The organism is Mesorhizobium sp. dw_380 (assembly GCF_018588885.1).
Lineage (GTDB): Bacteria > Pseudomonadota > Alphaproteobacteria > Rhizobiales > Rhizobiaceae > Mesorhizobium.
In genome coordinates this window covers 140,307-154,747 of record NZ_JAFFIW010000002.1, presented here as the reverse complement: position 1 = coordinate 154,747, position 14,441 = coordinate 140,307, and the positions used below count along the sequence as shown (strand labels likewise).

At 63.7% G+C, this 14,441-nt stretch carries 11 protein-coding genes and 1 pseudogene; 9 read left to right on the top strand and 3 right to left on the bottom strand.

Going from position 1 to position 14,441, the window contains the following annotated elements; genetic code table 11:
- Positions 1-19 precede the first annotated feature (19 nt).
- A pseudogene (locus JT360_RS02410) lies at positions 20-2,224 on the top strand (dipeptide ABC transporter ATP-binding protein); the annotation flags it as partial.
- 24 nt (positions 2,225-2,248) lie between these two features.
- Positions 2,249-2,758, top strand: a complete 510-nt coding sequence (locus JT360_RS34200) for a helix-hairpin-helix domain-containing protein (RefSeq protein ID WP_502845452.1) — start codon at positions 2,249-2,251, stop codon at positions 2,756-2,758.
- Between the two features lie 299 nt (positions 2,759-3,057).
- On the opposite strand, the gene JT360_RS02405 is transcribed toward JT360_RS34200, so the two are convergent.
- Positions 3,058-3,648, bottom strand: coding sequence for a transglycosylase SLT domain-containing protein (locus JT360_RS02405; RefSeq protein WP_214469885.1), 591 nt, complete (start codon positions 3,646-3,648; stop codon positions 3,058-3,060).
- Positions 3,649-3,859: 211 nt separating this feature from the next.
- Here JT360_RS02405 and JT360_RS02400 point away from each other — a divergent pair, with 211 nt between their 5' ends.
- Both JT360_RS02400 and JT360_RS02395 read left to right on the top strand, forming a co-directional pair.
- Positions 3,860-5,398, top strand: a complete 1,539-nt coding sequence (locus JT360_RS02400; protein WP_214469884.1) for a trimethylamine methyltransferase family protein — start codon at positions 3,860-3,862, stop codon at positions 5,396-5,398.
- Positions 5,399-5,455: 57 nt separating this feature from the next.
- Positions 5,456-7,882, top strand: a complete 2,427-nt coding sequence (locus JT360_RS02395; protein ID WP_214469883.1) for a GcvT family protein — start codon at positions 5,456-5,458, stop codon at positions 7,880-7,882.
- A gap of 16 nt (positions 7,883-7,898) precedes the next feature.
- Here JT360_RS02395 and JT360_RS02390 read toward each other — a convergent pair whose 3' ends face one another.
- The gene (locus JT360_RS02390; RefSeq protein ID WP_214469882.1) at positions 7,899-8,291 is read right to left on the bottom strand and encodes a DoxX family protein; all 393 of its coding nucleotides are present in this window, start codon (positions 8,289-8,291) and stop codon (positions 7,899-7,901) included.
- A 202-nt stretch (positions 8,292-8,493) separates the two neighbouring features.
- Here JT360_RS02390 and JT360_RS02385 point away from each other — a divergent pair, with 202 nt between their 5' ends.
- On the top strand, positions 8,494-8,982 hold the full coding sequence (locus JT360_RS02385) for a hypothetical protein (protein ID WP_214469881.1): 489 nt from the start codon (positions 8,494-8,496) through the stop codon (positions 8,980-8,982).
- A gap of 85 nt (positions 8,983-9,067) precedes the next feature.
- Here JT360_RS02385 and JT360_RS02380 read toward each other — a convergent pair whose 3' ends face one another.
- Positions 9,068-9,844: a VOC family protein gene (locus JT360_RS02380; protein ID WP_214469880.1), complete on the bottom strand. Its 777-nt coding sequence runs from the start codon at positions 9,842-9,844 to the stop codon at positions 9,068-9,070.
- A gap of 177 nt (positions 9,845-10,021) precedes the next feature.
- Between JT360_RS02380 and JT360_RS02375 the strand changes: the two genes are divergently transcribed.
- The 4 genes from JT360_RS02375 (at position 10,022) to preA (ending at position 14,411) form a co-directional block, all read left to right on the top strand.
- Complete coding sequence (locus JT360_RS02375) at positions 10,022-10,759, top strand: gamma-glutamylcyclotransferase (protein WP_214469879.1); 738 nt, start codon at positions 10,022-10,024, stop codon at positions 10,757-10,759.
- Between the two features lie 122 nt (positions 10,760-10,881).
- Positions 10,882-12,237, top strand: coding sequence for an NAD(P)-dependent oxidoreductase (locus JT360_RS02370; RefSeq protein WP_214469878.1), 1,356 nt, complete (start codon positions 10,882-10,884; stop codon positions 12,235-12,237).
- A gap of 5 nt (positions 12,238-12,242) precedes the next feature.
- Positions 12,243-13,085 carry a class I SAM-dependent methyltransferase gene (locus tag JT360_RS02365; RefSeq protein WP_214469877.1) on the top strand — a complete coding sequence of 281 codons (843 nt, stop codon included), beginning with the start codon at positions 12,243-12,245 and terminating at the stop codon, positions 13,083-13,085.
- A 12-nt stretch (positions 13,086-13,097) separates the two neighbouring features.
- Complete coding sequence (preA, locus tag JT360_RS02360; protein WP_214469876.1) at positions 13,098-14,411, top strand: NAD-dependent dihydropyrimidine dehydrogenase subunit PreA; 1,314 nt, start codon at positions 13,098-13,100, stop codon at positions 14,409-14,411.
- Positions 14,412-14,441: the final 30 nt, after the last annotated feature.

The window sequence follows — 14,441 nt, the reverse complement described above, 5'->3', positions numbered from 1 at the left end:
ACAAGGATTGGAGCGACCCATGAACGAGGCAGTTCGAAATCCCGGCAAGCCGACCAATGGGCCGACCAATGGGCCGATCATCGAAATCGAAAACCTGTCGATCTCCTTCTTCACCCGCAAGGGCGAGATACCGGCCGTCATGGACTTTTCCTGCACGGTCATGCCCGGCGAGGCGATGGGCATCGTCGGTGAATCCGGCTGCGGCAAGTCGACCGTGTCGCTCGGCATCATGCGCGACCTCTCCAACATCGGCAAGATCGTCGGCGGCAAGATCAAGTTTCAGGGCAAGGACATGGGCGAGCTCTCCGAGGAGGAGCTGCGCGCCATCCGCGGCAACAAGATCGCCATGATCTACCAGGAGCCGATGGCCAGTCTCAATCCGGCGATGAAGATCGGCCAGCAATTGATGGAAGTGCCGCTGATCCACGACAAGGTGTCGAAGGAAGAGGCCCATAAGCGCGCGCTCGAAATGGTGCGCTCGGTCAAGCTTCCCGACCCCGAGCGCATGATGCGCTCCTATCCGCACCAGCTCTCCGGCGGCCAGCAGCAGCGCATCGTCATCGCCATGGCGCTGCTGTCGAAGCCGGCGCTGCTTCTGCTCGACGAGCCGACGACGGCGCTCGACGTGACAGTGGAGGCGGGCATCGTCGAACTGGTCAAGGGGCTCGGTGAGAAGTTCGGCACCTCGATGATCTTCGTGTCGCACAATCTTGGCCTGATCCTCGAAACCTGCGACCGCATCACGGTGATGTATTCGGGCGAGGCGGTGGAGACCGGCAAGATCAAGGACGTGTTCGACCGCATGCGTCATCCCTATACGCAAGGGCTGTTCCGTTCGATCCCGCTGCCGGGCGCCGACAAGAATTCGCGGCCGCTGATCTCGATTCCCGGGCAGTTGCCGTTGCCACATGAGCGGCCGAAGGGCTGCAATTTTGGCCCGCGCTGCCACCATTTCGTCGAGGGCGTCTGCAACGCCGCCGAAATCCCGATGATCGAGGTCGCGGGACACGAAGGTCATTTCTCGCGCTGCGTGCGCTTCAACGAGATCGACTGGGAAGCCCTGCCGCCTGGCGCCAAGAAGGTCAAAGAGCGCGTCGTGCCCGGCGCGCCGGTGCTCAAGATCGAGGACCTGAGGAAATACTACAAGGTCGGCGGCAGCGAGGTGTTCGGGTCGAGCGAGGGCCGCGTCGTCAAGGCTAACGAGACCATCTCCTTCATAGCGCGCGAATCCGAGACGGTCGCCATTGTCGGCGAATCCGGCTGCGGAAAGTCGACGCTGGCCAAGGTGCTGCTCGGGCTCGAGACGGCCAGCTCAGGCAGCGTGAAGCTGGGCAACAAGGAAATCCAGTCGACCGGTATCGAGAGCCGGAGCGTCGACACGGTGTCGTCGATCCAGATGGTGTTCCAGAATCCGTTCGACACGCTGAACCCCAGCCATTCGGTCGGTTCGCAGATCATCCGCACGCTGGAAAAATTCAATGTCGGCAAGACGGTCGCCGACCGGCGCAAGCGCATGCTGGAACTGCTCGACCTGGTGAAGCTGCCGCGCGCCTTCGAGACCCGCAAGCCGCGCCAGCTCTCCGGCGGCCAGAAGCAGCGCATCGGTGTGGCGCGCGCCTTTGCCGGCGACGCCAAGGTGGTGGTGGCGGACGAGCCGGTGTCGGCGCTCGACGTGTCGGTGCAGGCGGCGGTGACCGAGCTGCTGATGGACATCCAGCGCAAGAACAAGACGACGATGCTGTTCATCAGCCACGACCTGTCGGTCGTGCGCTATATCGCCGACCGCGTCGTCGTCATGTATCTCGGCTACATCGTCGAGCAAGGCACGACCGATCAGATCTTCGCACCGCCCTATCACCCCTATACCGAGGCGCTGCTGTCGGCGATCCCGATCGCCGACACCAGCGTGGTGAAGAAGCACATCGTGCTCGAAGGCGACATCCCGTCGGCGATGAACCCGCCAACCGGCTGTCCATTCCAGACGCGCTGCGGCTACAAGAAGCTTGTGCCGGACAATCTGTGCGAGACCAAGGTTCCACCGGTCAAGAACCTCGGCGACGGCCATATGAGCCTGTGCTGGCTTTCCGACGACGTGCTGGCGACGATGGAGCCGGTGATCAAGTTCGACAAGGAGCATGCCGCCCAGGAGGGCGTGCCGGATGATGCGCCGCACGGCGCCGGCCCGGGCTTTGCCGGTACACCGCCCAGCCGGCCGCATGGCAAGACCGCCAGTGCGGAAGCCAGCGCGGTGGGAGAGGACGCCGAGGAATCGGAAGCCGTTTCGCGAGCCCGCCGTCACGAGGTGCGTGACGAGGTTTCGGAGACCGGCGCACCGGCCACCGATGCCAATGCGACCTCCGCGCCGTTCACGCCGAGAACGCTTGGCGACGGCCGTCAGGCCGAGAATGCGCGTGTTGCACCGCTTGGTGACCGCACGGCGAGGTCGGCCAAGTCAAGCAAGGCGGCTGAAGGCGCGGCGGACAGGAACCGTCCTGCCGGCATCTCCAGGCCCGCCAAGCCTGATAACCTCAAGCTGATATCCGGCGTCGGTCCGAAGACCGAAGGCACCCTCAACGGCCTCGGCATCTTCACCTATGCCCAGGTCGCCGCATGGAAGAAGGCGGAGCGCGAGTGGGTCGACGATCATCTGAGATTCCACGGCCGCATCGAGCGCGAGGACTGGGTCAAGCAGGCCAAGGCGCTCGCCAGGGGCGGCGAAGCGGAATACATCAAGGTGTTCGGCAAGAAGCCGCGCTGACGGTGAGTCATCGAGGCCGATAAGGTGCCGCAAACCGACGCGCCTTCTTGCAACGGTGATAATTGGCGAAACCATCGATGACAGCCTCTTTCTCCCCGTCACTATACGGGGAGAAATGTCCGGCAGGACAATGAGGGGCGGCGTCGACGGCTGAACAGCGAGGCTTGCCGAGCGTCAGCCTCCAGTCACAAAGCTCCTTCCGATTCATGGCTGGGCTGGAGGCGGCCAACTATCAATCCCGGCGCTGCCCCTCATCCCCCTGCCGGGACCTTCTCCCCGTAAACAGGGAGAAGGGAGCGTCAGTTACCGCACTGGCTCAGTTGCTGGGCATAGTCCCGCGCCATCTTTTCGGTCGCCCGGGCGTAGCTCTGGACGCCGGCGTCGCCACGGCTGCCGCGGCCGTAGGCGGTCCAGCCGAGATAGTAGGCGAGATAGAGATTGTAGGTGTCGTTGCGGGCGACGCCATATGTGTCCGCGGTCTTGGAATGATACCACCCGACGAAATCGACCGCGTCGGCGAATTTCGTGCGCCGCGCCGCCCAATTGCCGGTTTCGCTCTGATATTGCGACCAGGTGCCGTCCAGCGCCTGCGAGAAGCCGGTGGCCGACGAGACATGCGTCCAAGGGATGAAGCCGAGCAGCTTGGTGCGCGGCGGCCGGGCGTTGCTCTTGAAGCCGGATTCCTTGCGCACCGTCGCCATCAGCACGGGGACCGGCACACCGTATTTCTGCTCGGTCCGTTCGGCGGCCGACTGCCAATTGTCGAACCAGCCGTCATTCTGGTCGAAGACGGCGCAGACATTGTTGATATGGCTCGGCGCCGTCGCGCAGGCCGAAAGTGCCAGCAGCATGCCAATCGCTACAATTTTACTAAAACTCGACCTACGCATCGGATGAGCAATAGGCCGAAATCATAAAGGGAATCTTGCTGCCAGCGTTAACGCTGCGCCGGTTCCTGAGAAAATGTCATGTTGGTATTTCGACGCTTCTTGTCGCCTCAAATAAAACGGAACTGCGGAAATGCCGCCTTGGCTAAAATCACGCCCGCAAACGGCGCATTTCTGACAGCTCGCCCGGTTTGCCGAGGCTTTGATGCCTGGCATGAACGAGCCAAGACGCAAGCGCGGCGCCGAGCGCACCAGCAACAGGGGGCCAGCGCCCATCCCGCAGCTGCCACACAGGCGGGTGACGAACCCCTATCCGCCGATGGCGTTGCTGTCATCAGATCAGATCGAGGCGATCCATCAGGCCTCGATGCATATATTGGAGAATTTCGGCATCGAAGTGATGAGCCCGCGGGCGCTGTCGCTGTTCGAGAAAGCCGGCGCCAGGGTTGATCACGCCTCGGCCAATGTCCGCATCGATCGCGGCATGGTCGAGGAGGCGCTGAAGACGACGCGGTCCAACTACCGCCTGACACCGCGCAACCCGGCCAAGTCAATCCATCTCGGCGGCAACACCATCAATTTCACACTCGTCGCAGGGCCGCCCAATGTGCACGACATGGAGCGTGGCCGCCGCGCCGGCAATCTGCGCGACTATGCGGACCTGACCCGGCTGGCGCAGCATTTCAACTGCGTCCATATGCTCGGCAACCAGGTCTGCGCGCCGGTCGAGCTGCCGTCCAATTCACGCCACCTCGACACCTATTTCACCAATCTGACGCTGACCGACAAGAGTTTCCATGTCTCGGCGATCGGCCGGGGCAGGGCGCTGGACGGCATCGAGATGATGGCGATCGCGCGCGGGCTGACGCTGGACCAGATGCGCGATGATCCCGGCATCGCCACCATCATCTCGGTCAACTCGCCACGCCGTTTCGACGAGATGATGGCGGAAGGGCTGATGACCATGGCCGAGTTCGGCCAGTCTGTCGCTGTGACGCCGTTCACGCTGATGGGGGCGATGAGCCCGGTGACGCTCGCCGGCGCGCTGGCGCAGCAGAATGCCGAAGCGCTGTTCGGCGTCGTGCTGACGCAGCTGGTACGGCCGGGCGCACCGGTGATGTATGGCGCCTTCACGTCCAATGTCGACATGAAGTCCGGCGCGCCGGCCTTCGGCACGCCCGAGAATACCAAGGCCAACATTGCATCGGGGCAATTGGCGCGGCGCTATGGGCTGCCGTACCGCACGACGCCCGGCTCGGCCTCCAACGCCGCCGACGCGCAAGGCGCTTATGAGACGCTGATGGCGCTGTGGGGCGCCGTGCTTGGCCACGGCAACCTCGTCTATCACGCCGCCGGCTGGCAGGAGGGCGGGCTGACGGCATCGTTCGAAAAATTCATCATCGATGTCGAGATGATCCAGCACATGATGGAGTTCCTGCGCCCGATCGTGGTCGATGAGGCGGAGCTTGCCGTCGAGGCGCTGGGCGCGGTGCCGACCGGCGGCCATTTCTTCGGCGAACCGCACACGCTGGAGCGCTACGCCACGGCCTTCTACCAGCCGATCCTGTCCAACTGGCAGAATTTTGAAGCCTGGCAGGAAGCCGGCGGCCTCGACGCAACCGCGCGCGCGACCCGGCTGTGGAAGAAGGCGCTGGAAGATTATGTCGAGCCGGCGATGGACGTCGCCGTGCGCGAGGCGCTGGAGGCCTATGTGGCGAAGCGCAAGGAAGCGATCGGGCAGGGCGAGCCGTGATGCCTCCCGTCTCGATTCATCTCCCCATCCAACTCATTGATAGCAGAGAAGAAACCCATGAAATCGCATGCAAAGGTCGTGGTCATTGGCGGTGGCGTCGTCGGCTGCTCGGTGCTGTTCCATCTTGCTCGCCATGGCTGGACCGACGTCGTGCTTCTGGAGCGTGACGAACTGACCTCCGGCTCGACCTGGCACGCAGCCGGCGGCATGCACACGATCAATGGCGATCCGAACGTCGCCAAACTGCAGAAATACACGATCAACCTCTACAAGGAGATCGAGGAGCTTTCCGGCCAGGCGACCGGGGTGCACCTGACCGGTGGCGTGCTGCTCGCCGCGACGGAAGCGCGGCTCGACTGGCTGCGCGGCGTCGTCGCCAAAGGCCGCTATCTCGGCATCGATCTCGAAGAAATCTCGCCTAAAGAGGCGGCCGAACTGATGCCGCTGCTCGACCCCAAGCAGTTCGTCGGCGCGGTGCGCAACAAGGAGGACGGCCATCTCGATCCCTCGGGCGTCACCCATGCCTATGCCAAGGCCGCACGCAAGCTCGGCGCCGAGGTCGAGCGTTTCACCAAGGTCGAGGACATCGTGCGGCGGCCCGACGGGATGTGGCGCGTCATCACCAACAAGGGCGAGGTGGTGGCCGAGCATGTCGTCAATGCCGGCGGCCTGTGGGCGCGCGAGGTCGGCCGAATGGTCGGTCTCGAACTTCCGGTGCTGGCCATGGAGCACATGTACCTGATCACCGAGGACATGCCGGAGGTCGCCGCCTGGAACCAGAAAACCGGAACCGAGATCATCCACGCCGTCGATTTCGACGGTGAGCTCTATCTGCGCCAGGAGCGCGGCGGCATGCTGATGGGGACCTATGAGAAGGCCAACAAGCCGTGGTCCGAATATCAGACGCCTTGGACTTTCGGCCACGAACTGCTGGCCCCCGACATCGACCGCATCGCGCCGTCGCTTGAGGTCGGCTTCCGGCATTTCCCCGCCTTCCAGAACACCGGCATCAAGCAGATCATCAACGGGCCCTTCACCTTCGCGCCCGACGGCAATCCGCTGGTCGGGCCGGTGCGCGGGCTGCCGGGCTTCTGGGTCGCCTGCGGCGTGATGGCCGGCTTCAGCCAGGGCGGCGGCGTCGGCCTGGCACTATCCAACTGGATGATCGAGGGCGATCCCGGCGCCGATATCTGGGCCATGGATGTGGCGCGCTACGGCGACTGGGCGACGATGGCCTACACCAACGCCAAGGTGCGCGAGAACTATTCCAGGCGCTTTTCGATCCGCTTCACCAATGAGGAACTGCCCGCCGGACGGCCGCTGAAGACGACGCCGGTCTACGACCTGCTGTCGGCCAAGGGCGCCCAGTTCGGCGTCGCCTATGGGCTGGAAGTGCCGCTCTGGTACGCGCCCGAGGGCGTCAAGGACGAGTTCTCCTGGCGGCGTTCCAGCGATTTCACCCATGTCGCCACGGAGGTCGAGACAGTGCGCGGCGGCGTCGGCCTGTCGGAGATTTCGAGCTTCGCCAAATACAAGGTGACGGGTGAGGGAGCGGCGGCCTGGCTCGACCGCATGCTCGCCTGCAAGCTGCCGAAGCCCGGCCGTATGACGCTGGCGCCGATGCTGAAGCAGGATGGCAGGCTGATCGGCGATTTCACGCTGGCCAATCTGGGCAGCGATGGCTGGTTTCTCGCCGGCTCCGGCATCGCCGAGCAATACCATATGCGCTGGTTCGAGGGACATTTGCCCGATGACGGCTCTGTTCGCGTCGAGGCGCTGGGAGCCAAGCTCACTGGCCTCGCTATCGCCGGTCCAAAGGCGCGGGAAGTGCTGGCCAAGGTCAGCCGAGCGGATATCTCCAACGCGGCGTTTCCCTTCATGGCGGTGGCCAAGATGGATATCGGCATGGCGCCGTGCCTGGTCGGCCGCGTCAGCTACACCGGCGATCTCGGCTACGAGATCTGGGTGGCGCCGGAATACCAGCGCGCGGCGTTCAACGCGTTGATGGTCGCGGGCGAGGAGTTCGGCATCGGCCTGTTCGGCTCGCGCGCACTCAACGCGCTGCGGCTGGAGAAGAACTATGGCTCGTGGGGCCGCGAATACCGGCCGATCTATGGGCCGCTGGAAGCCGGGCTCGACCGCTTCGTCGCCTATGGCAAGGAGGCGGATTTCATCGGCAAGGCGGCGGCATTGGCAGAACGCAAGCAGGGCGGCAAATTGCGGCTGCGCAGCTTCATCGTCGATGCCGACGATGCCGATGTCATCGGCGACGAGCCGATCTGGTTCGGCGGCGCGGTGCGCGGCTGGGTGACGTCGGGCGGCTATGCCCATCATTCGAAAAAGTCTGTCGCCGTCGGCTATGTGCCGAAGGAGATTGCCGACGAGAGCGACGGCTTCGAAATCGAGCTTTTGGGCAAGCGCCATGCGGCGCGCATGCAAGCCGCGCCGCTGTTCGATGCGAATTTCGAACGGATGCGGGGGTGAAGCGCCCGCATGGGGATCATGCCTTGTATCGGTTGTCGAGTGCGAAGGCGCCGGCGCCGGCAAACACCAGATAGAGGAAGATGAAGCAGAAGGAGATCGCCGAATCGCCGCCATTGTTGACGGGGAAGAAGTCGCGCGGCATGTGCGCCATGAAATAGGCGATCGCCATTTCGCCGGCCAGCAGGAACGCGACCGGGCGGGTGAGCAGGCCGAGCGCCAAGAGAATGCCGCCGGCGAATTCGAGGATGGCGGCTGTCAGCGTCAGTCCGCCGAGGGCATGGGGTTCGGCGCTTACCGGGAAATTGAATAGCTTCTGGCTGCCATGCTCGATGAATTGCAGGGCGGTGATGATGCGCAGCACGCCGAGCGCCTGCGGCTGGTATCGGGCGAGGTTTTCGAAAAGCTTCATCTGAAACTCCGTTTCACCCTCCCGGCCCGGCCATAAATTGTCGCCCGGCAATGGACCATTCACATCCCCTGGCAAGCCATCAACAATCGGTGATTGGAAATGTTCCCCAGTTTGACCTTTGATATTGTTCTCGTCAAGGTTGCATTAGTATCGCTATGGTTGTATTGATATGGACACTCAAAAAAATGTGGATTCCTTCGCCATGAAAAAAGTCGCCGTCAGCCTATTCGCAATCCTTGCAGGCACCAGCTTCGCCTTAGCCGAGGACGCCGGCTGCGAGGCCTTCAAATGGCCGGTAACGCGGGAACAGGCGCTGTTTGCCGCGCCACCGGCGGCACCTGCAGGGGCGTCCCTGGCGGTCGGTGCTGCCGCAGACCTGGCGCTGGTGCCGTTCGAGAAAGCCGGATTCGCGGTGCCGCCCGAACATGCCCCGGCAGCGGGCACGTTTGGCGCCGTCGCCAGCGTGGCGGTGCCGCCGGAAGGCACCATCCAGATCAGCCTGTCGGGCGAGGCCTGGATCGATGTGATCCAGGACGGCCACGTCGTCAAATCGTCCGGCTACAGCGGCGTGAAGACCTGCCCAGGTATCCGCAAGAGCGTGCGCTTCAAGCTTGCGCCTGGCCAAGCCACGGTCCAGTTCAGCGGCGCGAAAAAGGCGGATCTGAAGGTCGCGGTGCTGACGCCGGAATAGTTGGCGCGCCAAATAGTTGAAACGGCCTTTCATCGGCGCTGCGATGAAAGGCCGGTTCGTTATTGCCGCGAGGTGTCGATTCCCGTCAGCGTACCGGCGCCATCAAGGCGAAATGCGCGCCTTGCGGATCCTGGCATTGCACGATCCAGCTGCCGCCGGGGACCTCCATCGGCCCCATCAGGATCTTGCCGCCATTGTCGGTGACGCGTTTGGCTGCGTCGTCGATGCCGGTGACGTTGAAATAGAACTGCCAGACCGGGACGGGGATCTGGGCGGGCTTGTTCATGATGCCGCCGCCGGATTCGGGACCGGCCGTGAAGGTCTGGTAGGTGCCCATCGGGCCCATGTCGAAATCACCGGCGTTGGCCCAGCCGAACTGTCCGGAATAGAAATCGAACGCGGCCTTCCAATCGGTCGTGTAAAGCTCGTGCCAGCCGATATGGCCAGGCGTGCTGGCCGGCACGACGGGCTGGTCCGGGCCGTTCGGCTGCAGGAACATGAAGGTCGCGCCTTGCGGGTCGGCGACGACGGCAAAGCGGCCGACGCCCGGAATGTCCTCGGGCCGGCGGTGGACAGACCCGCCGGCTTTCTCAAGGGATGCCGTGGCAGCATCGACATCCCTAGTGTGGATATAGCCGAGCCAGGCGGGCGGCATGCCCATCTTGGCGGCATCCTTGGGCATCGTCATCAGGCCGCCGACGCCGCGCTCGCCGACATTCATGACGATGTAGCGCGGCATGCCGGGGGCCTTGTCGAAGGGCTGCGCGGTCCAGCCGACAACCTTGGTATAGAAGGCCTCGGCAGCATCGAGGTCTGATGTCATCAGCTCGTACCAGAAGAAAGGCATCGGGGTTTTTGGCATGGTCGGTCTCCTCACCGTTCAGGCATCGATCGTGGTCCGATCCATCATAGGACGATCTTCGAGACGAAAATCCGACAGCCGAACCAGAAAATGGCAACGAGAGGGGACCAAGCGGTTTCCCGGCTTGCGTGCCTCGCGGTTTTCGATTTCTCTGCGACAACGAGGGGTTGCCGTTTCATGCGCCAGATGTCGCTCACGCCCGAGCTTGTCGCCATGTGCCATCGGCCGGAGGCCGATCCCGGCCCGGACCTCAGCTGGACGCAGTTGAACGACGAGGATTTCCGGGCGCTTGCCATGCGGCTTTCCGGTGAAGCCGACGAGGGGCCGCTCTGGGTGTTCGCCTACGGATCGCTGATCTGGAAGCCGGAATTCGAGTCCGTCGAGCAACGGCTCGCGACTGCCTTCGGCTGGCACCGCTCGTTCTGTCTCGACATGGTGCGTTGGCGCGGCAGCGCCGAGCAGCCGGGATTGATGATGGCGCTCGAACGGGGCGGCCGATGCAACGGCGTGATCTGCCGCTTGCCGGAGGGTGAGAAACCGGCCCAGGTCGAAAGGCTGCTGCGGCGAGAGATCAGTGACCACGAGAGTGTCAGTTCGGTCAGATGGCTGCCGGTGCATACGGCGCAAGGCGCGCTGCGGGCGCTCGGTTTCTGGGCGGGCGTCAAGGGCCGTGGAACGTCACTGGGCCAGCCGCTGGACAAAGTGGCAAGCGTATTGGCCAGGGCTTGCGGCCATATCGGGTCCGGTGCCGAATATCTCTACAACACGGTCAGCCACCTCGAAGCGTTCGGCATTCATGACCGCAATCTGTGGCGGTTGCAGGAACTGGTCGCTGACGAGGTTCGGTCGATCCATGACCGGGCCCTCGATCCCGGCCATTCGTCGGTGTTGCCAGAAGCATCGCCCGCACCATAACATGAGTAAAAAAATCATCTTTTTACCATGGCTTTTCAGAGGCTTGGCTAGAAAATTGACCAATTGATAAAAAAATAAAACGTGCTAGCCTTCCCCAAAACGAAAAAGAAGGGGAACTGAGAATGCCAGAAGGTCAGTTCAAAGAGGGCATTGTCGGTGGCCGGCTTGCGGCCGACCAGTACGCGGATAATTTTTCCGACCTGCATCCGCCGCTCGATCATCACGAGGCGCTGGTCGAATCCGACCGCTGCTATTTCTGCTACGACGCGCCGTGCATGAACGCATGCCCGACCTCGATCGACATCCCGTTGTTCATCCGCCAGATATCGACCGGCAATCCGATCGGCTCGGCAAAGACCATCTTCGACCAGAACATACTGGGCGGCATGTGCGCCCGCGTCTGCCCGACCGAGACGCTGTGCGAAGAGGTCTGCGTGCGCGAGGTGGCGGAAGGCAAGCCGGTGCAGATCGGCCGGCTGCAGCGCTACGCCACCGACGTGGCGATGAGCGAGAACAAGCAGTTTTACCCGCGCGCCACGCCGACCGGCAAGACGGTCGCCGTGGTCGGTGCCGGCCCGGCCGGCCTTGCCGCCGCGCACCGGCTCGCCCGTCACGGCCATGACGTGACCATCCTGGAAGCGCGCCCGAAGGCCGGCGGCCTCAACGAATACGGCATCGCCGCCTATAAGAGCGTCGACAATTTCGCCCAGGCCGAGGTCGACTATGTCACCGCGATCGGCGGCATCGACATCCAGAACGGCAAGACGCTCGGCCGCGACTATCAGCTCTCCGACCTGATCCGCAATTACGATGCGGTGTTTCTCGGCATGGGGCTGGGCGGCATCAACGCGCTGCGCGCCGATGGCGAGGACGCCGACGGCGTCACCAATGCGGTGGAATTCATTGCCGAACTGCGCCAGGCCAGCGATCTCTCCAGCCTGCCGGTCGGCCGCCGCGTCGTCGTCATCGGCGGCGGCATGACGGCGATCGACGCCGCCGTGCAGTCGAAATTGCTTGGCGCCGAGGAGGTGACCATCTGCTACCGGCGCGGCCAGGAGCATATGAACGCCTCCGAGTTCGAGCAGGATTTGGCGGCCGCCAACGGCGTCACCATCCGCCACTGGCTGCAGCCGAGGCGGGTGATCGCCGAAGGCGGCAAGGTCAGCGCCATCGAACTCGAATATACCGCGCTCAGCGGCGACAGGCTTGCCGGCACCGGCGAGACGCTGACGCTGGTTGCCGACCAGGTGTTCAAGGCCATCGGCCAGAGTTTTGTCCCGGCCGCCCTCAACGGCAGCGGGGCGTCGATCGAACTGGAGGCCGGCCGCATCAAGGTCGATGCGGAGGGGCGCACCTCGCTGGCGAAAGTCTGGGCCGGCGGCGACTGCATCCTTGGCGGCGACGACCTCACCGTCTCGGCCGTGGCGCAGGGGCGCGACGCGGCGGAAAGCATCCACAGGAGTCTGACGCAGGGATAAGGACCATGGCCACGGTGGAACCGGGCATCGCCCGTCACTACGACATATCGGGTCTCGAGGAGCGGATCCTTGCCGCGCTCGCCGATACAGGCGTGGACGTTGCCCATCTGCGCGTCAGCGATCTCGAAGCGGTTGACGAATTCCACATTGGTGGCGTGGCCGCCACCAGGGAACTCGTCGATCAGATGGGTTTGAAGCCGGCCGGTAGGCTTCTTGACATCGGATCGGGTATAGGTGGTCCGGCCCGCTTTGTCGCCAACAGTACAGATGCCGATGTCACCGGCATTGATCTCACACAGAGCTATGTCGATGTCGCGACCAGCCTGTCGAAGCGCACGGGGATGGCCGACAGGACGCACTTCGTGCAGGGCAGCGCGCTGGACATGCCGTTCGGCGACGCCAGCTTTGATGCGGCAATGATCCTGCATGTCGGCATGAACCTTTCCGACAAGCCGAAGCTGATGAGCGAGGCCGCGCGCGTGCTGCGGCCGGGCGGCGTGTTTGCCGTCTATGATGTGATGCGGCTGAAGGCCGGCGCGCTGACTTATCCGCTGCCATGGGCATTTGATAAAACCATGTCCTTCGTCGCCACGCCCGACGACTATCGATCGGCCGCCACCGCCGCGGGCTTCTCCGTCACATCGGAGCGGCCGCGCGGGGCCTTCGCCATCGAATTCTTCGCCACGATGCGTGCGCGAATGGCCGCCGCACAAGCGGACGGCAAGAAGCCGCCGCCCGGCGTCGGCCTCGTCATGGGCGAGGACGCCCACACCAAGATCGCCAATCTCACCGCCGCGCTTGAAGGCGGCATTCTTGCACCCGTGGAAATGCTCCTTCGTCTCGGTTGAAAGGGACCTGTCATGGCTGACATCCGCAACAATTTCGTCGGCATCAAATCGCCCAATCCGTTCTGGCTGGCCTCGGCGCCGCCGACCGACAAGGCCTACAACGTCGTCCGCGCCTTCAAGGCAGGGTGGGGCGGTGTGGTGTGGAAGACGCTGGGCGAGGAAGGGCCGCCGGTCGTCAACGTCAACGGTCCGCGCTACGGCGCGATCTGGGGCGCCGACCGGCGCCTGCTCGGTCTCAACAACATCGAGCTGATCACCGACCGCGACTTGCAGGTCAATCTGCGTGAGATCAAGCAGGTCAAGAAGGATTGGCCTGACCGCGCCATCGTCGTCTCGCTGATGGTGCCCTGCGTCGAGGAGGCCTGGAAGGCGATCCTGCCGGTGGTCGAGGAGACCGGCGCCGACGGCATCGAGCTCAATTTCGGCTGCCCGCACGGCATGTCGGAGCGCGGCATGGGTGCGGCCGTCGGCCAAGTGCCGGAATACATCGAGATGGTCGTGCGCTGGTGCAAGCAGAACACCCGCATGCCGGTCATCACCAAGCTGACGCCCAACATCACCGACGTGCGCAAGCCGGCGCGCGCGGCGCATGCCGGCGGCACCGACGCGGTGTCGCTGATCAACACCATCAACTCGATCACCGGCGTCGATCTCGACAGTTTCGCGCCGCAGCCGACCATCGACGGCAAGGGCTCGCATGGCGGCTATTGCGGCCCGGCGGTGAAGCCGATCGCCATGAACATGGTGGCCGAAATCGCGCGCGATCCCGAAACAAGCGGCCTGCCGATCTCGGGCATTGGCGGCATCACCACATGGCGCGACGCCGCCGAATTCATGGCGCTTGGCGCCGGCAATGTGCAGGTCTGCACGGCGGCGATGACCTACGGCTTCAAGATCGTGCAGGAGATGATCGCGGGTCTCGAAAACTGGATGGACGAGAAGGGGCACGCCACACTCGACGACATCATCGGCCGCGCCACGCCCAACGTCACCGACTGGCAGTATCTCAACCTCAACTATGTCGCCAAGGCGCGTATCGACCAGGATGCCTGCATCAAATGCGGCCGCTGCCACATCGCCTGCGAGGACACTTCGCACCAGGCGATCACCAGCATGGTCGATGGCGTCAGGCATTTCGAGGTCATCGAGGCCGAGTGTGTCGGCTGCAATCTGTGCGTCAATGTCTGCCCGGTCGACAATTGCATCACCATGGAGCCGCTGGCCGCCGGCGTGATGGACCAGCGCACCGGCAAGCCGGTGTCGCCGATCTACGCCAACTGGACCACGCATCCGAACAACCCGATGGCCAAAGTGGCTGCGGAGTAGGGGCAGAGATAATCGACAAAAAACGGCGCC

Coding starts and splice junctions, on each gene's coding strand:
- JT360_RS02405 (WP_214469885.1), bottom strand. CDS start 3,648: ATGCGTAGGTCGAGTTTTAGTAAAATTGTAGCGATTGGCATGCTGCTG.
- JT360_RS02400 (WP_214469884.1), top strand. CDS start 3,860: ATGAACGAGCCAAGACGCAAGCGCGGCGCCGAGCGCACCAGCAACAGG.
- JT360_RS02395 (WP_214469883.1), top strand. CDS start 5,456: ATGAAATCGCATGCAAAGGTCGTGGTCATTGGCGGTGGCGTCGTCGGC.
- JT360_RS02390 (WP_214469882.1), bottom strand. CDS start 8,291: ATGAAGCTTTTCGAAAACCTCGCCCGATACCAGCCGCAGGCGCTCGGC.
- JT360_RS02385 (WP_214469881.1), top strand. CDS start 8,494: ATGAAAAAAGTCGCCGTCAGCCTATTCGCAATCCTTGCAGGCACCAGC.
- JT360_RS02380 (WP_214469880.1), bottom strand. CDS start 9,844: ATGCCAAAAACCCCGATGCCTTTCTTCTGGTACGAGCTGATGACATCA.
- JT360_RS02375 (WP_214469879.1), top strand. CDS start 10,022: ATGCGCCAGATGTCGCTCACGCCCGAGCTTGTCGCCATGTGCCATCGG.
- JT360_RS02370 (WP_214469878.1), top strand. CDS start 10,882: ATGCCAGAAGGTCAGTTCAAAGAGGGCATTGTCGGTGGCCGGCTTGCG.
- JT360_RS02365 (WP_214469877.1), top strand. CDS start 12,243: ATGGCCACGGTGGAACCGGGCATCGCCCGTCACTACGACATATCGGGT.
- preA (WP_214469876.1), top strand. CDS start 13,098: ATGGCTGACATCCGCAACAATTTCGTCGGCATCAAATCGCCCAATCCG.